An 18529-nucleotide genomic window follows, 5' to 3' on the forward strand; every position below is an offset into this window, starting at 1 on the left:
GCGGTGGCGGGCGCGGTACGGGCGGGGCCCTGGCCGCCGCAACTGCCGGCGCGGTTGTCGTCGTCCTCACCTTCGCCCTGCTCGCCCGTCCACCGCGCCCGACCGAACCCGACGCGCTGCTCTCCGGCCCACGCCGGAGACGGACCCGGACCTGACCACCACCTAGGGAGAACTGCCGATGCCCCGCGTGCTCCTCATCGAGGACGACCCTTCCGTACGCGAGGGGGTCGAACTCGGTCTGCGCCGCCGCGGCCACGACGTACGGGCTGCCGCCACCGGCGAGACGGGCCTCGCCGCGCTGGCCGAGTTCCGCCCCGATCTGCTGCTGCTGGACCTGATGCTGCCCGGAATGAACGGCGTACAGGTCTGCCGGCAGGTCCGCGAGCACAGCCAGCTGCCGATCATCATGCTCACCGCGCGCAGCGACGACTTCGACGTGGTCATCGGTCTGGAGGCCGGTGCCGACGACTACATCGTCAAGCCCGCCCGTCCCGAGGTGATCGAGGCCCGGATCCGTGCCGTACTGCGCCGCATCGAGGACAGCGGCCCGGGCCGCCCGGCCATCGAGGTCTACGGCGAACTCACCATCGACCGGGGTGGACTGACCGTCACCAAAGCCGGCCGGCCGGTCGCGCTCGCACCCTCCGAGCTCAGGCTCCTGCTGCACCTCTCCGCCGCCCCCGAGCAGGTGTTCAGCAGGCAGCAACTGCTGGAACACGTCTGGGACCACAGCTACCACGCCGACGCCCGGCTGGTCGACGCGTGCGTCGCCCGGCTGCGCGGCAAGATCGAGGACGAGGTCGGCAGCCCCCGCTACGTCCAGACGCTGCGGGGCTTCGGCTACCGCTTCGGGCCCCTGTGACCATCGGCCTCCGTATCGGTCCGGCGCGCCGCCGCAAGGACGCGGGCCAGGAAGCGGGCCAGGGCGCCGCGGCCACCGACAACCGGTCGCGGATCAGGGCGTTCGGCCTGCGTACGCGGCTGCTGCTCGCCTTCCTGCTGGTCGCCGGTGTCAGCGCGGGCACGACGTCCGCGCTGACCTACCGTGAGGCCCGCACCGCGCTGCTGGAGACCGCCCAGGACACGGCGGTGACGTCGTTCCGCGACCACGCCCAGCAGACGGCCTTCTCCCTGCCCTTGCAGAGAGGGGCGGCACTGGAGGACGTCCTGCGGGACATCGCCCGCAAGGGCAAGCCGCACCCCTGGGTGGTGTTCGCCGAGTACGGTTCGGTCCGCGCCTCCTCGGGCGAGAACCCCGTCTCCACCGTCATCACCCCCGAACTGCGCCGCGCCGCGCGGGCCAACCCCCACGGCAGCTTCGAGCGGGTCGTCAAGGACGGCGTGCCCTACCTGACCATCGCCATGCCCATGGTCTTCAAGACAAGCCCGTACAGCGTGCTGCCCAGCGGACTCGTCCTGTACGCCGTCATGCGGCTGACCGACGAGCAGGTCAACGTCGACGCCCTCCTCGTGGCCGCCCGGAACGGAGCCCTGCCCGGCCTCGCCGTCGCGCTGGTCCCCGGCCTGATCGCCGCGCGCAGCGTGCTGCGCCCGGTACGGAAACTGCACGAGGCCGCCCGGAGCATGGGCAGCGGCAGGCTCGACACCCGGATTCCGGTGCGCGGCAGCGACGAACTGGCCGACCTGGCCCGCACCTTCAACGAGTCGGCGGGCCAACTGGAGCGTTCCGTACGGGAGTTGCGCGAGGCGGAGGAACGAGCCCGTCGCTTCGCCTCCGACGTCTCGCACGAACTGCGCACTCCCCTCGCCGGAATGCTCGCCGTCACCGAGGTCCTCGACGAGGACGCGGACGGCCTGGACGCCGACACCGCCCGGGCGGTCCGGCTGGTCAGCGCGGAGACCGGCAAGCTCGCCGTGCTCGTCGAGGACCTGATGGAGATCTCCCGCTTCGACGCCCGCGCGGCCGAGCTGAACGCGGACGAGGTCGACGTCGCCGAGACCATCCGCAAGACCCTGCAGAACCGGCGCTGGACCGACGACCGGGTCCGCACCGACCTCCCCGACGGCATCCGGGCCCGGCTCGACCCGCGCCGCTTCGACGTCGTGATCGCCAACCTCGTCGGCAACGCCCTGCGGCACGGCGGCACGCCCGTCACGGTACGGCTGCGCACCGAGGAACGTACGCCGGGCACGGCCGTGCTGATCACCGAGGTGATGGACAGCGGACCCGGCATCCGGCCCGAGTCGCTCCCGCACATCTTCGACCGCTTCTACAAGGCCGACGCGGCCCGCACCCGCTCGGCGGGCAGCGGCCTGGGACTGGCGATCACCCTGGAGAACGTAAGGCTGCACGGCGGAACGATCCGCGCGGGGAACCGGCCCGAGGGCGGTGCCGTCTTCACCGTCGGGATACCGCTCCACGCGGAGGAGACAGGCGGATGAGGCGTGTGCGCAGGCGCCGACGTGCGGCGACCGGCACCGTCATCGTCGCGGCGGCCGTGGCGCTGCTCGGTGGCTGCGGTATCCAGGGGACCGACGTCATCGCGGCGGGCGGTCCCGCCAGCTTCCAGGCGTTCCTCGACCGCGAATACGACATGCTGCTCTTCTTCCGTTCCCCCGACGGAGGGCTGAGCCCCGTGATCCGGTCGACCGCGGTCTCGGCCGCGTTCGGCGAGGGATACGTCGAGGCGGGCGCGGTGGAGACAGACGGACCGGTGCCGACGGAGAAGGTCGTCACGACGTTGCTCGCCGGCCCGCGGAAGGAGGACCGGGTCGCCGGCCTGAGCACCTCGCTTCCCCTCGTCCGGGGCGGGAAGGTCGAGGTCGAGCCCTCCCCGGGCGGCGGGGTCACGGCCCGCCTGCCCTTTGCCCTGGCGGGCCTGGACAGCACTGCTCTACGCCAGCTGACCTGCACGATCGCCTACAGCCAGGACGCCGACGGGCAGGTCGTCGTGACGCTGACGGGGCAGGACGGGGCATCGAGGTCGGGCACCTGCGGACTCGCGCCCGGCGACACTGGGAACGTACCGGCGGCGACCGGGACCGGGGCACGGAGCCCGTGGCCCGGCACGCCCGGCTGAGCACGCGTCACCTGCGGGCGCTCGCGTACGAGTCACCGCGGGGCACGGTCGTGTCCGTGGCCGCGGTCGGGCCCGGCGCCGCGTGCACGGCCCGCCGGGGGCGGCACATCGCCAGGCCCCCGGTGCGCGGCGGGGGATGACCCGCTCGCGGGGCACGGCTTCTGCAGTCAGAACAGTCAGAACAGTCAGAACAGTCACAGCAGTCAGACGGGCAGGACCCGGGGCCCGGGAGGTTGTGCACGACGGGCGACGGTCCCCTCGGCCGGGGCGGGGCCGCAGGCCGAGGTGGCTGCGGCCCCGCTCGGGGTCGGGGTCAGGAGGACGGGTCGCCGTACTGGAGACCGCGCCCGTTGGTGCCGACGTAGACGCGCCCGAAGGTGTCGGGATCGCCGGTGACGACGCCGACACCGCCGATGCTGCCCCACTGGTGGGCGTCGTCGTTGACGCGGAGCCAGGTGGCGCCCTTGTCGGTGGAGCGGAAGACGCCGGTGACGTCCTTGACCGTACCGATCAGGTACAGGGCCTGGTAGTCGGCGCCGGCCGCCGCCTTGCCGAAGCCGAGGGCGGAGGCCGACTTCACCGTGGTGAGCGTGGTGAAGGTCCGGCCGCCGTCGGTGGAGTGCAGCAGCCCCTTGCCGCCGCCGGAGATCCACAGGTCCCCGGCGATGCCGGGAACGGCGGTGAGTTCGCCGCCGGGCAGGCCGGTGGCGCGGGCGGAGAAGGTCGCGCCACCGTCGGTGCTGGCGTAGAGCTTGCCGTCGGCCAGTGAGTAGAAGGTCCTGGCCGAGGAGCGGTCGGCGACGACCACGGCGCCGGTGCCCAGACCGCCGGCCCTCGACCAGCTCGCCCCCTTGTCGGTCGAGCGGTACGGGGCCTGGTCGGCCTGGGTCCAGACGATGGCGGAGCCGTCCGCCGAGAGCGCGACCTGACCGCTGGCCGCGCTGCCGACCGGCTCGGACTTGAAGCCGCTCCAACTGCTGCCGCCGTCGGTGGACCAGGCGCCGTCCTGCGTGCCGCCACGGCCGACGCGGACCATCAGCGAGGGGTTGGACTGGGCGAAGTCGATGTCGGTGCTGGTGATCATCATCGGGTTGTCCAGCCGCCCGGCGGGCACCTTCGTCAGGGAGTCGTGGCGGAAACCGCCCAGGTCACCCATGGCGGAGAGGACGGTGGCGCCGCCGGGCGGGGCGATCGCGTCCATCAGCGCGGTCTCCTCCAGCCCTCGGGAACCCACGGTCCAGTGGCTGGTGCCGCCGCTGTCGGTGGCGTTGACGTCCTTGCTTCGCCAGATGCCGCTGCCGGTGCCGTACAGCATGTGCCCGGAGTTGAAGGGGTCGATGGCCATGGCGGTCATCCAGTGCCCGATGCCGGTACCGACGTAAGGAGCGGCGGAGGCGTCCCGCTCCGACTTCGCGGCCTGTGCCTGCCAGGTCCTGCCGCCGTCGGTGGTGCGGTACAGCTCGTCCTGGGGCCACCAGCGGTGCAGGGTGGAGACCATCACCGTGGACGGCTTCTGCGGGTCGACGGCCAGACCGGAGAACCCGTAGTTGCCCTGGGACGGGGAGATGTTCTTCCACGCCCCGCCGACGGGCGTGTACTTCCACACCGAACCCGCCGTCGCGTCGCCGATGGAGTTGGCGTACGTCAGGTACAGCGAGCCGTCACCGGAGACCACGCCGTGCTGCGGCATCTCGCCGGTGGGCTGACCGGAGACGGCCTGCCAGGTGCTGCCGCCGTCGGTGGAGCGGTACAGGGAGGTGGACTTGTCGGCGACGCCGACGTAGACCGTCCTGCCGTCGGCCGGGCCGTACGTCACGAAGGCGATGCCCGCGCCGCTGCTCGCGCCGTCCTTGACGGGGAACGAGGAGACCTGACTCCATGTCACGCCGTGGTCGGTGCTGCGCCACAGGCCGTTCTTGCGGGTGCCCAGCATCAGGGTGCCGTTGTCCGAGGGGCTGACCACCAGCCGCTCGCCCGCCCCGCGGCCGTGTTCGTTGGCGCCGAGCTTGAACGGCAGCGCGGTGCGCTTGAAGGTGCGGCCCCGGTCCGTGGAGCGCAGGAACTCGGCGTTGCCCGCCCAGCCGTTGGTGTAGGTGCCCGCCGCCGCGTAGAACCGGCTGGGGTCGACGGGGTCGGTGGCCAGGGAATCGATGCCCAGCAGGTTCCAGTCCTTCTCGTCGACCCAGTCGGTGAGCGGGATCCACTGCTCGGCCGCGGTGTCCCAGCGGTAGGCGCCGCCCATGTCGGTGCGCGCGTACAGCAGACCCTTCTCGCGCGGGTTGAACACCAGCCCGGTGACGTAACCGCCGCCCACGATCTGGGCGTTGTTCCACACATACGGTCCGGCCGCGGCCGTGGTCTGCGCCTTGTCGGCGCCGGCCGTCTGGCTCGGGGCGGATTTCACCAGCTTCCACTGCTGGTTGGTGCTGCCCCGGTCGGAGTACTGCATGACCGTCGCGCCCTGGGCGGAGGAGCCTCCGGAGACGTCCAGCACCAGACCGCTCCTGCGGGAGGTGAAGGTGACGGCGTCGGAACCGCTCACCTCGCCGATCCGCCACTCCTGGGACTTGGCGGAGCTGTCGGTCTGCTGCTCGGCGGCGGCCGACGGGGCGGTCGAGTCGCCGGCTATGCCCAGCACCTTGCCGCTGTTGCGGTTCACCAGCTCGTAGTAGCCGTCCCCGGTGGGCTTCAGCTTCCACTGCTGGTTGGCGGTGTTCTGGTCGGTCCACTGCTGGATACGGGTGCCGTCGGCGGTGGAGAAGCTGTTGACGTCCAGCACCTTGCCGCTGCGCACGGAGACCAGCCGGTAGTAGGCGTCACCGTCGACCGTCGCGGCCTGCGAGTCCTCCTGGGCGAACAGGAGATACGGCACGACGAGGGCAGGCGCGCCGAGCAGCAGACCGGTCGCGGTCCAGCGTCGGCGGTGACGCCCGCGGCGTCCGCCGGGCGTGGGGTTCTTCATGGGGAGGTGCTCTCCTTGCGTGCCGTTCACCAGACAGAGGCGGATCCGGGCTCCGAAGGCCGGATCCGACTCCTTGTGGTCACAGGCCACGCAAAGGGTTGCCACACATCGAGATCCTTTTCGGATCGACTCGTGGCGGGCGGTGCGTCGACCGAGGACGACGCACCGCCGGTGGTCGTGGACGCGGTCGTTGACGCGGTCGTGGATACGCTGCTTCGCCCCGCCGCCGGGACGGCCAGGGTCGGCCAGGGCCGGCGCTCAGCGCACCGGGAAGCCGAACGAGTAACCCTGCTCCCTGAGTTCGGGAAGGATCCGGCGCAGGGCCTCGACGGTCTGGGAGCGATCGCCTCCCGCGTCGTGGAAGAGGAGTGTCGGCCCGTTGGGCAGTTCCCGCTCGACGGTGGCGACGATGGCGTCCGTGCCCGGCAGTTCGAAGTCCTTGGTGTCCACGTTCCAGCCCAGCGGGCGCATGCCCCGGGAGGCGGCGAGCTTGCGGCTGTACGGGGTGAAGGCCCCGCCGGGCGCCCGGTAGTACATCGGTCGTACGCCCCCGGACGCCTCGGTGATCATGCGTTCGGCGTCGAGGATCTGCTGCGACTGGTAGGCCTGGGACTGCTTGTCCATGGTGGTGTCGTGCGACACCGAGTGGTCGCACAGGCGGTGTCCGGCCGCGACCACCTTCTTCACGAGGTCGGGGTGGGCCTGCGCCTGCGTCCCCACCATGCAGAACGTGGCCTTCACCCCGTACTCCCGCAGCACGTCGAGCACTTGGGGGGTCCACACGAGGTCGGGGCCGTCGTCGATGGTGATGTTGACGCCGCGTGCCCCCTTGTCCGAGGCGTGCACGATGGTCACCGCGACCGGCTTGACGCCGCCGCCCGGTTCGGCCGACGCGGGCGCCTTCGGCGACGGGTCGCCCACGGCGCCGGCCTGCGCGGTCCACACCGAGGCACCGGTGGCGAGCAGCGTCACCCCGAGCGCCGCGCCGAGCACCTTGCCGTACCAGCCGCGCCCGCCACTGTGCCGTGCCATGTCCCCACCGCTTTCCCGCAGTTACTCGCCGATCCCTGGTCACCTCGCGACCAACTGGCATGACGAGAAACAACGGCCACAGGATGCGTCGGTTACCGATCACGGACAATCCCGGTGTGGTTCCCGGACAACCGGGCGGCCAACGGGCGGAACGGGGCCGCTCTGCCAGATCCCGCACCGGAGCCGGCCGCCGCGCTCACCCCGGTCGCCGCAGGTCCTCCAGATACCGCAGGACCGCCGCGACCCGGCGGTCCACCCGGTCCGTCGGGGACAGGTCGAGCTTGGCGAAGATGCTGCGGATGTGCTTGTGGACGGCGCCCTCGGTGACGACGAGCCGTTCGGCGACGGCGGTGTTGCCGAGCCCCTCGGCCATCAGGGCGAGTACGTCCCGCTCGCGGGGGCTGAGCCGGTCGAGGCGGGTGTCCTGGTGGGAACGGGTGAAGAGCTGGGCGACGACCTCGGGGTCGATGGCGGTGCCGCCGTCCGCCACGCGCCGCAACGCGTCCAGGAACTCCTCCACCCGGCCGACGCGTTCCTTGAGCAGATAGCCGAGGCCGCTCACACCGCCGGTGAGCAGTTCGGTGGCGAAGGACTGCTCGACGTACGCGGACAGCACGAGGACGGCCAGGTCGGGCCGCCGGCGCCGGGCCTCGACCGCCGTGACGATCCCCTCGTCGGTGTGGGTCGGCGGCATCCGTACGTCGAGGATGGCGACGTCCGGCTTGTGTTCGTCGATGGCGGCCAGCGCCTCGTCGGGGGTGCCCGCGGTGGCCACCACGTCGAGGCCCTCGGCGCGCAGCAGCAGGGCGAGGCCCTCGCGCAGCAGGAGGTCGTCCTCGGCGATCACGATCCGCATGTCACGGTCCGTACGTCGATGCGTACGTCGATGCGTACGTCGATCCGCGTGTCACAGTCCACAGGGGAGTTCCGCCTTCAGGGTTGTCGGGCCGCCGGGAGGGCTGGTCAAGGAGAAGGTGCCGTCGTGCGCGGCGATCCGGCGGCGGATGCCGGCGAGACCGGAGCCGCCGTCCGCTCCCCCAGAGCCGAATGCCTGGGAGGTGCCCCCAGCCCCGCCCCGGCCGTCGTCCTCGACGCGGAGCAGGAGACGGCCACCGCGGCTGCGCGCGGTGACGGTGGCGGAGGTGGCGCCGCTGTGCTTGGCGATGTTGGTCAGGGCCTCGGCGATGACGAAGTAGGCGGTCGCCTCGACGGACGCGGCACACCGTTCGGGTACGTCGACGTCGACCCGGCACGGCACCGCGCACTCCGCCGCCAGCCCCGTGAGCGCGCCGGCCAGGCCGCGGTCGTCCAGCACCGGGGGCAGGATGCTCCGGGAGACGGTGCGCAGCTCCGCGAGGGCCTGCTCGGCGGCGGACTGGGCGCGTTCGAGGAGCTCGTCGGCGCCCGCCGGGTCGCGGGCCACCATCCGGCGGGCGGCACCGACCAGGACGGTGACGGAGACGATCCGGTTCTGGGTGCCGTCGTGCAACGACCGCTCGATACGGCGCAGTTCGGCGGCGTGGGCGTCCAGGGCGGCGGCCCGGGTGGCGGTGAGTTCGGCGACGCGCAGCGACAGGTCCGTCTCCGGCCCGGCCGCGAGGAGCAGGCGTCCGGGCCGGTCCTGCGCACGGGCCATGCCGGGGCCGAGCCCCAGGATGATGGCGACCCAGCCCACGCCCAGCATGGCCACGGCGAGCGCGTCGGGCCAGGCGTGCGCGTTGCCGACCCCCACGGAGGTGGCGGTCGTGTTCGCGGGCAGGAGCTTCCAGTACAGGGGAAAGAGGCTGTCGCGTACGGCGAGGAGCGGCAGGAGGACACCGAGCAGCCCCAGGAGGAAGCCCAGGGTGGCGTGCCGGGCCAGCCAGCGCAGCTCCCGTCGGGTGGTGGGGTCGACCAGGGCGAGCCGTAGCCGCGTCGGCGGCGGTTCCGGGGCGATGACCTCGGGGCCCCGGCGGCCGAGCCGGTCGCGCTCCCGGCCGGCCAGGGCGTGCAGCGCGCGCAGGACCGCGGGCGCCATGAGCAGTCCGGCGCCGACCAGGCTCGTCACGGCGGTGACGGCCAGCCAGAGCAGCAGGAGCAGCGCCCGGAAGGCCGTACCGAGTCCGGAGGCGAGTCGGGCGATCGAGGCGCCGGCCGCACGCGTGGTCCGTACGACGGTGTCCCTGAGGCCCGCCCGCCGGTCACCGGCTGTCGTCGCGTCCTGCTGGACCGCCATCCGCTCTCCCTCCCCTTGTTGCGAACGACCTTATGGTGCCCATCAGTTCACCGCAGGCCGAGGGCCGGGGTACAGCCTGCTGTACCCCGGACAGGGCGGGCTGCGGGATCGGCCGGGAGGGGTGCCGATCCGTAGCGTCGACGACGTCAGCCGGACCCCCGGCACCACCGCCCAGCAGCACAGGAGAAGCCCCATGGCGACCACCGACCCCTACCGCCTCACCACCCCCGCCGACGGGACGCACGACGCGTCGTCGCCCGCCGTCACCGGCGGCGAGGTCGTCCGTACGCTGCTCTGGATCGTGGTCGTGGTCAGCGCGGTCGCCAACTCGGCGGCCACCTACGCCGAAGCGGAAACCTGGGTCCACCTGGCCTGCGGAATGGTCACCCTCCTCGCCGTGGTCACCCTCGTCCTGCGCCACCTGGGGGGCCGTCGATGAGCGCCGCCCCGACCTGGACCGGCGCCCCGGTGACCACCGTCCCCGACGCGTCGGCGCCCGCCATCGTCCTGGACCGGGTCGTCAAGGAGTACGCGGGAGGCATCCGCGCCCTCGACGAGGTGTCGCTGACCGTGGAACGCGGCACGTTCCTCGCGGTGATGGGGCCCTCGGGCTCCGGCAAGAGCACGCTGATGCACTGCGCCGCCGGGCTGGACTCCCCGACCTCGGGCAGCGTCCGCATCGACGGCAACGAGATCGCCGGCCTGAACGAGACCCGCCGTACCGAACTGCGCCGGGAGCGCGTCGGGTTCGTGTTCCAGGCGTACAACCTGATCCCCTCGCTCAGCATCCAGGACAACATCACGTTGCCGCTGCGGCTGGCGGGACGTACCCCGGACCACGACTGGCTGCGGACGTTGACGGAGCGCGTCGGTATCGCCGACCGGCTCGGCCACCGCCCGGCCGAACTCTCCGGCGGCCAGCAGCAACGGGCAGCCGTCGTACGGGCGTTGGCGGCCAGGCCGGCCGTCGTGTTCGCCGACGAGCCGACCGGCGCGCTGGATCTGCGCAGCGCCCACGAGGTCCTGGACCTGCTGCGCGACCTCGTCGACGACCTGCGTCAGACGGTGGTGATGGTCACCCACGATCCGGCCGCCGCCGCCCGGGCACACCATGTGGCGGTGATGGCCGACGGCCGGGTGGTCGAGGCTCTCGAAGCACCGTCCGCCCCCGAACTGGCCGCCAGACTCGTAGCGTTGGCGGGGGTCTGAACCATGTCCAGCAAGTCCAGCAAGTCCAGCAAGACCGCCATCTCCAGCAAGTTCACCCTGTCCACCAAGTTCGCCCTGTTCCGTCTCGCTCTCCAGATGGTCGGACACCGGATCACCGCGCTGATCGCCGTGGCCTGCGCGGTTCTCGGCGGCGCGGCCCTGCTCACCGGTACCGGCGTCCTCGCCGAGTCCGGACTGCGCTCCCACCTGCCCGTCGGCCGGCTCGGCGGCGCGGACGTCGTCGTCGCGGCCGACCAGGAGCTCCACCCGAGCGGCGACATGCCGATCGCACTCCCGGAACGCCGTACGGTCCCGGCCCAACTCGTCCGAGAACTGGCTGAGTTGCCTGGTGTCACCGCGGCGGTCGGCGACCTCGGCTTCCCCGCCGCCCTCGTCGACGCGCACGGCCGGGTCGTACCGTCCAAGGATCCCCAGGCATCGGGGCACGGCTGGTCCTCGGTGAAGCTGCTGGACGGTGCGCGGGTCGAGGGCAGCGGGCCGGCCGGTTCCGGCGAGATCGCCGTGGACAGCGCCACCGCCGCCGCTGCGGGGGTGAAGGTGGGCGACCGGGTCAACGTCGTCGTGAACGCCCGGCCCGCCGCCGGGTACCGCGTCTCGGCGGTGGTCGACGCGCCGGACGCCGGTGTCCTCTTCGCCGACACGACGGCCGTACGACTGTCCGGCAGGGACGGCGGTGACGGCGGTGACGGTGGGGGTGGCGACGGCGGCCCGCGCGCCGGAACCGTCGACCTGATCGGCCTCCGCACCGCGCCCGGCGCAACGGAACAGGTCGCCGCCGACGTCCGTACGAAGCTGAGGGGAACGGGACTTGAGGCGGTCACGGGCGCGGACCGCGGGGACCTGGTGTCGCCGGGAGCCGGCGCGTCCCGCACCCTCCTGGTCCTCCTCGCCGGTTCGCTCGGCGGGATCGTCCTGCTGATCACCGGGTTCGTGACGGCGAGCGCGCTGGCCGTGTCGGTCGCCGGGCAGCGCCGGGACCTGGCGCTGATGCGGGCCGTCGGTGCGACTCCCCGGCAGATCAGGCGACTTGCCGCCGTCCAGTCGACCGTCGTCGCGGCCGTGGCCCTCGTACCCGGTGTGGCGCTCGGCCATCTGCTGGCGGGCCGGTTCCGGGACCTGCTGGCGGACCAGGGCCTCGTCCCGCCCGAACTCCCCCTCACCATCAGCCCGTTGCCCGCCCTCGCGACGACGCTCCTCATGGCCCTGACCGTGCAGGTCTCGGCCCGGAGCTCGGCATGGCGCACCTCGCGGATGCCCGCCACCGAGGCGGTCGCCGAATCGCGCAGCGAGCCGCGCGATCCGTCCCGCACCCGGACGCGCGTCGGCCTCCTCGTCATCGTCGCCGCGACCACCATGTCGGCCGTGCCGCTCTTCGCCCCCACGGTTCTCGGCGCGGCGGCCACGTCCATGGCGGGCATCCTCGGGGCGATCGGTCTGGCCCTGGCCGGCCCGGCCCTCGTCCGGGCCATCGGGAACGCGGCGGCCCGGCGCACCCGCACCGGCGCCTCCGCGCCGACCTGGCTGGCCATGGCCAACGTCCGCGCCTACGCCCTGCGCAACGCGGGGATCGTCAGCACCCTGGCGATGGCGGTCGTGTTCGTCCTGACGTACACCTTCGCCCAGACCACCGTGCTGGCCGCGACAGCCGACGACACCCGCACCGGCACCCTCGCCCAACAGCGCCTGACCGCACCGGCCCTGGGCGGACTGTCCGCCGGCACCCTCGCCGACGTACGGGACACGGCCGGCGTACGGGCGGCGGCACCGGTGAGCACGACCACCGTGGTGTGGCCGTACCGGATGTTCGACGACACGGTGACCGAGGCCGACTCCGCGATGATCCTCACCCCGGAGGCGTCGGAGGTCCTCGACCTCGACGTACGGGAGGGGAGTCTGGACCGTCTCACCGGCGCCACGATCGCCGTCAGCAGCGACGTCGCCCGCTCGCGCTCCGCGTCGGTGGGCCGGCGGGTGGGGCTCGTCCTCGGCGACGGCGCGCGGGTCGACGCCGAGGTGGTCGCCGTCTACGCCCGGGGCCTCGGCTTCGGCACGGTGGTCCTGTCCCACGACCTGGCGGCCGGCCACACCACGACGGGCCTCGACCAGAGCATCCTGATCCGCACGGACGGCACACCGGCCGCCCGCCAGGCCCTGACCTCCCTCGCCGCGTCCCACCCTGGTCTGGCCCTCACGGACGCGGCCCCCACGACCACCGACGGCCTGAAGGACGCCCCGCCCCAGGTATGGATCAACCTGGCGATGATCGTGGTCCTGCTCGGCTACCTCCTCCTCAGCATCGCCAACAAGCTGGTCGCCGCCACCGCCCAGCGCCGGGTGGAGCTGGGGGCGCTCCGCCTCATCGGCACCACACCCCGTCAGATCCGCGCGATGATGCGGCGCGAGGCAGCGGTGACCGCCGCCACCGCACTCACCGCGGCCCTGCTGCTGTCCGCCATCCCCCTCGCCCTCCTGGGCCAGGGCTTCCTCGGCCGCCCCTGGCCCGCGGGCCCGGCCTGGCTGCTGCCCGCCCTCGCCCTCACCGTCACCGCCACGGCTTTCCTCACCATCGAACTCCCCACCCGCCAGGCCCTGCGCACACCGCCCGCCGACGCGATCCGGGCACAGTGACCTGGGGCACCACTGTCGGACGGGGCAGTCGCGACGCTCACTCGCCCCCCGGGCCGGTGGACTCCTCGTCAGGCCGGGACCGGGCTCGTCCTCATACGGCGCGGCGTGCGCGCCCGTCCACCCGGTGGTGCGGGCAACGCATCTGACCTACCACGAGCCCGGGACGGGCACGCGCCCGAACGGGTCGAAGGGGACGACATGGTGAACAAGTCAGCGAGGCGAGGCACCCGACTGGGCGGCGTGGCGGCGGTGTTGTGCGCGCTCGCCATGACGGTGGGCGCCGCGCCCACCCAGGCTGCCGAACAGCTGGCCGCGGGCCCGGTGTTCACCACCTGGGCGACGGATGTGAACGTCCGCTATTTCTCGGGCCCGGGCTCCCCCTGCCCCGACTTCCCCTCGCCCGGCAACTGCCCGCGGGTGGTCGGCAAGGCACAGCCGGGCGACCAGCTCGAAGTGGAGTGCCAGACACGGGGTGAGACGGTCGGCGGCAACCCGTACTGGGTCTTCGTGGACAACTGGACCCGCGGCTTCTACGGGTGGATGGCGAGCTACTACATCTCGCACCCGGACAACTGGCTGCCCGGCGTCCCGCAGTGCGCTGGGCCGTGACACGTGGGTAGGGCACGGGCCGGCTCCGCCGCTCGGGCGGGGCTGCCCGTGAACTCGTCAGGGCCGCCAGCGCCACCAGGCCGTCCCATGCCGAGATCGACACCTGGATCGCCACCCACGGCCCGTCCTCCCGGCGATCCAGGATCGCGGCTTCAGGACCACCCCAACCGCAACCCCAACCGCAACCCCAACCGCAACCGCGGTGGCCGAAAATGTGTCTCCCACCGCGTGGCCCGATGCTCCGGAGGGGCGGAACCAGCCCGGACGGCCGCCTTGGAGGTTGGAGGGGGGATGGGAATGAACACCTGGGCCGTGCCCGGATACAACGAGTCCCTGGAACTCGGGACCGGGGCGAGCGGGCGGGTCGTCCTGGCCGTGCACGAGGAGAGCGGTGTCCCGGTCGCGGTCAAGTACCTCAGCGAGTCACTGCGCACCCGGCCGGGCTTCGTGCACGATTTCCGGGCGGAGGCGCGGCTGCTCGGCGGACTGGAGAGTCCGTACGTCGCCGAGCTGTACGAGTACGTCGAGAGCCCGGACGGCGCCGCGATCGTGATGGAGCTGGTGGACGGTGTCTCGCTGCGGACCCTGCTGACCAGGGAAGGTCCGCTCGCCCCCGAGGCCGCGCTGGTGGTCCTCAAGGGATCACTGCTCGGTCTGGCCGACGCGCACCGCGTCGGCGTCGTCCATCGCGACTACAAGCCGGCGAATGTCCTGGTCCTGCCGGACGGATCGTCCAAGCTCGTCGACTTCGGGATCGCGGTGGACGTCGGCACCAGCGCCGGCGCGGCGGGAACCCCCTCCTACATGGCCCCGGAACAGTGGACCGGCGCACCCGCCTCTCCCGCCGCCGACGTGTACGCGGCCACGGCCACGTTCTTCGAGTGCCTGACGAGCCACAGGCCGTACTCGGGCGACAACCTCGCCGAACTCGCCCTGCAGCACGTCGACGCGCCCATCCCCGCCGACGAGGTCCCGGAGCCGGTACGGGAGCTGGTGCGGCGCGGTCTCGCCAAGGACCCGGCGGAGCGCCCCACACACGCCGAGGCGTTCGTCGCGGAACTGGAGGCAGCCGCCGGCGCCGCCTACGGACCCGACTGGGAGGAACGAGGCCGCGGCCGGCTCGCCGCGCTGGCGGCACTGCTGCCGCTGCTGCTGCCCTCCGCCCGCAGCACCCCACGGACCACCACGGACACCGCACGCACGGTCCTGAGCCCGGAACCGGGCAACGGCTGGGCCCAGGCCTGGCTCCCCGGCCGGCCGGGGATGCTCGTGTCCGCCGCGGCCGTACTCCTGGGCATTTTCCTGTCCTACGGCATCCAGCACGACCCGGGAGCGGCTCCGCAGGAGACGGCACAGGCCCTGGCCACCAGCAGCGCCCAACCCGCCGTGAAGCCGGGCGGGACCACCGCTCCGCAGACGTCGCCCAGCTCCGCCGCGTCCGGATCGCCAAGCGCCTCCCCACTCCCGACGTCCCCCTCCCCCTCACTCTCACCGAGCCTGTCGGCGTCGGGCACGGCGACCGCCGTTACCGACGAGCCCTCGGCGTCCACCACCACGACTCCGGCAGAGGAGACGACGCCACCGACCGGGGCGCCCACCGAGGCGACGCCGACGACGGCTTCCCCCACCGGGCCGACCGCTCCCGCTGTCAAGGACGTCGCGGTGACGGGCTTCCGGCAGACGGGTTCCACGACCGCCACGGCGACCGTCGACATCACCACGGACGGCACCGGGCCGCTCTCCATCACCGTCTCGTGGTTCACGAGCGACGCCGCGGCAGGGCTCGGCACCCCGGACGGCGCGTCCCAGACCTTCGAGCGCAGCGGCGCCACCCAGTACACCCTCACCGTCGACCACACCTTCCGGAACGACGGTTGCTATTGGGCGGTGGAGGTCACGACCACTCCGGCCTCCGCCGACGGCGGCGGCTCGCAGCAGCTTCTGACCAGGCGGTGCGACATCCGATGACCACTCAGAACGACAGCGTTCCCGCCCCTGCCACAGCCTCCGACCCCACCCAGAGGCTCGACTCCACCGAGAGGCATGCGTCCACTGTGCGCCTCGGCTCCGCTGACGAGGGTGCGTCCACCGTGCGCCTCGGCCCCGTTGACGAGCATGCGTCCACCGTGCACCCCGGCCCCGCCGACGAGCACGCCCCGAGCGATGAACCAGGCTCCGCCGACGCCGAGTACAGCGCCACCGTGCTGGGCAGCCACTGGATCCAGCGGCCCGAGCCGGACGACACCCTCGTCGAACCGACCTCCACGCAGGTTCTGCCGACGGCGGCTGCGGCGACGGCGACTGCGACGCGGCCTGATCGCGTCGAAGGCACCGTGCTGCGTTTCGGCCCGGGAGTGACCGCCGCCGTCGCGCACCGCACGCACAGGACGCTTCCGGCCCTGCCGCCGCCTCCCGCGCCCGCGCGCCGGCGTCTGCGCAGACATGCCCTGCCGGGGCTGGTGCTGATCTCCGTCATCGCGTTCCTCGCCTGGCAGAGCCTCGGGCCGTCCGTCGTGGTGCGCTCGGTGGAGGTCACGGCCCGGCCGACGGTTCTCGGGTGCGACGGCACCGCGGACATCGTCGGCCTCGTCGCCACGAACGGCCGCCCGGGCACCCTCTCGTACCGCTGGACCCGAAGCGACGGCACCGCGTCGGGCGTCCTGCGGGAGGTGCTGGTCCGGGGCCAGCGACAGGCACGCCTGCACCTGCTGTGGACCTTCCAGGGCAAGGGCCACTACGCGGCCCGGGCCGAACTGCGCATCCTCTCCCCGGCCAACCGCACGGTCGTCACCCACCTCACGTACGACTGTCCTTGACCGGCCGCAACGGGTCAGGGACAGTCGTCCTGGTCATGTCTCCGCACCGCCTGTCACCCGAAGGTCCGGCGGGGGCGACACGTTCCGGCCGGACTGTGGCTCAGTGGTCGTCGGTGATGGTGGTCGCGATGCCGTTGCTGATCCTGACCTCGGCGGAGAAGCCCTTCTTGGCGGCCGTCTCCAGTTGGGCCTCGGTGCACTCTTCCGCAACGATCTCGTTCGTTGCCCTACAGCCCTGCTCCGAGGAACCCATTCGCCGATCTCCGGATGGCCTTCCGGCTTGCTCGGTGATCTCGACCCCACGAGTGATCGTGCGGTCTTCCGGCAGATCGCCGACCAGCTGCGCGAGGCCATCGACCGTGGGCGGTTCACCGAGGGTGCCAAGCTGCCTTCCGAAGCTGAGCTTGTCGAGCACTACGGGGTTTCCCGGATGACCGTCCGGAACTCCTTCTCCGTCCTTCAGGGTGAGGGGCTGGTGCACGCCGAGCACGGGAAGGGCGTGTTCGTGCGGCCCCGGCCGCCTGTGCGGCGGCTTGCCTCCGACCGGTTCGCCCGGCGGCACAGGGAGCAGGGGAAGTCCGCGTTCATCGTCGAGGCCGACGCGGCCGGCAGTCACCCGCAGGTCGACAGTCTTGAGGTCAAGGAGGAGAAGGCCAGCCAGGACGTCTCCGCCCGGCTCGGGTCCGTACGGCGGGTGTTGGCCCGTCGGCGCCGGTATCTCCTCGACGGGAAGCCGGTCGAGTTCGCAGCTTCCTATCTCCCGCTCGACATCGCGCGCGGTACGCCGATTGCTGAGCCCAACCCCGGGCCCGGCGGCATCTACGCCCGGCTTGAGGAACTCGGCCACCGGCTCGACCACTTCGAGGAGGAGATCCGGGCCCGGATGCCCGTGCCCGCCGAGGTCAAGACGCTGCGGCTCGCTCCCGGTGTGCCCGTGATCCACCTGATCCGTACCGCGTACGACACCGAGGGGCGGGCCGTCGAGGTCTGCGACACCGTGATGGCGGCGGATGCGTACGTCCTGTCGTACCAGCTCCCGGCGCCGTGAGGGCTTTGGAGGTGGAGGATCTGCGATCCGTCAGGACACAGCCGTCGCGCGCGGTGTGCCGTGGAAGACCTGGCTGGTGTGCCAGGTGCGGTGGGCTGCGGCTATGGGCGGGGTGCCTGGCTGTGGGCCGATGAGGGGGCGGCCCGCGAGTGATATGACCTGGTCGCGGGCGGCGGGGCTGGTGCCGACGAAGCGTTGGGAGACCAGGACGCGGTGGTCGTCGGCGATGCCGAGGACGCCCTTGTCGAGGAGTTTGTGGTGCAGTGAGCACAGGCACAGTCCGTTGTCGACGTCGTCCGGGCCGTCGAAGGCCCACCAGCGTACGTGCGCGGCTTCCAGTCCGACCGGCATCGCGCCGATCCTGCCGTCGTAGCCGCAGAAGGCGCACTGGTACTCATAGGCGGTCAGTACCAGCTCTCGCATCCGCCGGTCCCGCTGCCTCCGTGCCGGGGACAGCTGTTCGATCTCCGTCGGCTCCAGTTCGAGGCCGACGGCTTCGCACAACTCTCCGTGGAGGGAGGGTGGGAAGTGGAGGTCGAGCAGTAACCGTGCGATCCGGGTGAGCAGTTGGCGGTCGTGTCGCAGGGCGGATCTCAGTTCGGGTGCGAGTCGGCCGGCGGCACCCGCTTCGCGGAGTTCGCGGAGACCGGTTCCGGGGCTGCCGGGGCCTCGGTCGGTACGGACTTCCCATACGCCGTCGCTGACCAGGTGGTGGAACGGGTAGGCGGGTGTCGTCCTGTTGGGAGGGCCGTACTCGGTCAGCAGTCGCTGAAGGTCGTCCTCCACGGCGCTGTACCGGAGTTCGCCGTCGGCGTCCTCCTGGAACCGGGCGAGTGCGTACAGGAGCAGCAGAGGCTTGTGAGGAGCGCGTGTCCCGTTTCTGGCCCACTGAGGGTTTTCAGAGTGGCCCCCGGACGGGTGACGGCGGGATCGTAAGCAACGGACAGG

Annotated in this window: 16 protein-coding genes; 10 read left to right on the plus strand and 6 right to left on the minus strand. The window is 72.3% G+C overall.

Features of this window, described 5'->3' with window-relative positions; all coding sequences use genetic code 11:
* The first annotated feature begins 178 nt into the window (after window positions 1-178).
* The 3 genes from IEY89_RS33835 to IEY89_RS33845 are packed head-to-tail and all read left to right on the plus strand — an operon-like array spanning window position 179 to window position 3041.
* Window positions 179-862, plus strand: a complete 684-nt coding sequence (locus tag IEY89_RS33835; protein ID WP_189151351.1) for a response regulator — start codon at window positions 179-181, stop codon at window positions 860-862.
* Window positions 863-876: 14 nt separating this feature from the next.
* Complete coding sequence (locus IEY89_RS33840) at window positions 877-2403, plus strand: ATP-binding protein (protein ID WP_373287328.1); 1527 nt, start codon at window positions 877-879, stop codon at window positions 2401-2403.
* Entirely contained in the window at window positions 2400-3041 is a 642-nt protein-coding gene (locus IEY89_RS33845; RefSeq protein ID WP_189151352.1) for a hypothetical protein, read from the plus strand. Before IEY89_RS33840 ends, IEY89_RS33845 begins: the two co-directional genes overlap by 4 nt.
* Before the next feature lie 313 nt (window positions 3042-3354).
* On the opposite strand, the gene IEY89_RS33850 is transcribed toward IEY89_RS33845, so the two are convergent.
* From IEY89_RS33850 to IEY89_RS33865, 4 genes are all read right to left on the minus strand, one after another.
* Window positions 3355-6003, minus strand: a complete 2649-nt coding sequence (locus IEY89_RS33850) for an RICIN domain-containing protein (RefSeq protein WP_189151353.1) — start codon at window positions 6001-6003, stop codon at window positions 3355-3357.
* A 258-nt stretch (window positions 6004-6261) separates the two neighbouring features.
* A complete protein-coding gene (locus IEY89_RS33855) occupies window positions 6262-7035 on the minus strand; it encodes a polysaccharide deacetylase family protein (protein ID WP_189151354.1) in 774 nt (257 codons plus the stop codon).
* 196 nt (window positions 7036-7231) lie between these two features.
* Entirely contained in the window at window positions 7232-7891 is a 660-nt protein-coding gene (locus IEY89_RS33860) for a response regulator transcription factor (RefSeq protein WP_189151355.1), read from the minus strand.
* A 51-nt stretch (window positions 7892-7942) separates the two neighbouring features.
* Complete coding sequence (locus IEY89_RS33865; protein ID WP_189151356.1) at window positions 7943-9250, minus strand: sensor histidine kinase; 1308 nt, start codon at window positions 9248-9250, stop codon at window positions 7943-7945.
* A gap of 121 nt (window positions 9251-9371) precedes the next feature.
* On the opposite strand from IEY89_RS33865, the gene IEY89_RS33870 reads away from it, so the two are divergent.
* The 6 genes from IEY89_RS33870 (at window position 9372) to IEY89_RS33895 (ending at window position 16533) form a co-directional block, all read left to right on the plus strand.
* On the plus strand, window positions 9372-9689 hold the full coding sequence (locus tag IEY89_RS33870) for a hypothetical protein (RefSeq protein ID WP_229695564.1): 318 nt from the start codon (window positions 9372-9374) through the stop codon (window positions 9687-9689).
* Window positions 9686-10459 (plus strand): ABC transporter ATP-binding protein, encoded by a 774-nt coding sequence (locus IEY89_RS33875; protein WP_189151357.1) that lies wholly within the window; start codon window positions 9686-9688, stop codon window positions 10457-10459. Before IEY89_RS33870 ends, IEY89_RS33875 begins: the two co-directional genes overlap by 4 nt.
* Window positions 10460-10555: 96 nt before the next feature.
* Window positions 10556-13108: an ABC transporter permease gene (locus tag IEY89_RS33880; RefSeq protein WP_189151376.1), complete on the plus strand. Its 2553-nt coding sequence runs from the start codon at window positions 10556-10558 to the stop codon at window positions 13106-13108.
* A gap of 198 nt (window positions 13109-13306) precedes the next feature.
* Window positions 13307-13717, plus strand: coding sequence for a hypothetical protein (locus IEY89_RS33885; protein WP_189151358.1), 411 nt, complete (start codon window positions 13307-13309; stop codon window positions 13715-13717).
* Between the two features lie 297 nt (window positions 13718-14014).
* Window positions 14015-15685 (plus strand): serine/threonine-protein kinase, encoded by a 1671-nt coding sequence (locus IEY89_RS33890; RefSeq protein WP_189151359.1) that lies wholly within the window; start codon window positions 14015-14017, stop codon window positions 15683-15685.
* Window positions 15682-16533 (plus strand): hypothetical protein, encoded by an 852-nt coding sequence (locus IEY89_RS33895; protein ID WP_229695565.1) that lies wholly within the window; start codon window positions 15682-15684, stop codon window positions 16531-16533. The genes IEY89_RS33890 and IEY89_RS33895 overlap by 4 nt, the downstream gene beginning before the upstream one ends.
* 100 nt (window positions 16534-16633) lie before the next feature.
* On the opposite strand, the gene IEY89_RS33900 is transcribed toward IEY89_RS33895, so the two are convergent.
* Window positions 16634-16786: a hypothetical protein gene (locus tag IEY89_RS33900; protein ID WP_189151381.1), complete on the minus strand. Its 153-nt coding sequence runs from the start codon at window positions 16784-16786 to the stop codon at window positions 16634-16636.
* Window positions 16787-16792: 6 nt separating this feature from the next.
* Between IEY89_RS33900 and IEY89_RS33905 the strand changes: the two genes are divergently transcribed.
* Window positions 16793-17581 carry a GntR family transcriptional regulator gene (locus tag IEY89_RS33905; protein WP_189151378.1) on the plus strand — a complete coding sequence of 263 codons (789 nt, stop codon included), beginning with the start codon at window positions 16793-16795 and terminating at the stop codon, window positions 17579-17581.
* Between the two features lie 30 nt (window positions 17582-17611).
* Here the strand turns inward: IEY89_RS33905 and IEY89_RS33910 are convergent.
* The coding region (locus IEY89_RS33910; protein WP_229695566.1) for a phosphorothioated DNA-binding restriction endonuclease at window positions 17612-18529 on the minus strand (918 nt) is incomplete at its 5' end.

It is taken from the genome of Streptomyces lacrimifluminis, from assembly GCF_014646095.1.
In the GTDB taxonomy this organism is placed as follows: Bacteria; Actinomycetota; Actinomycetes; order Streptomycetales; family Streptomycetaceae; genus Streptomyces; species Streptomyces lacrimifluminis.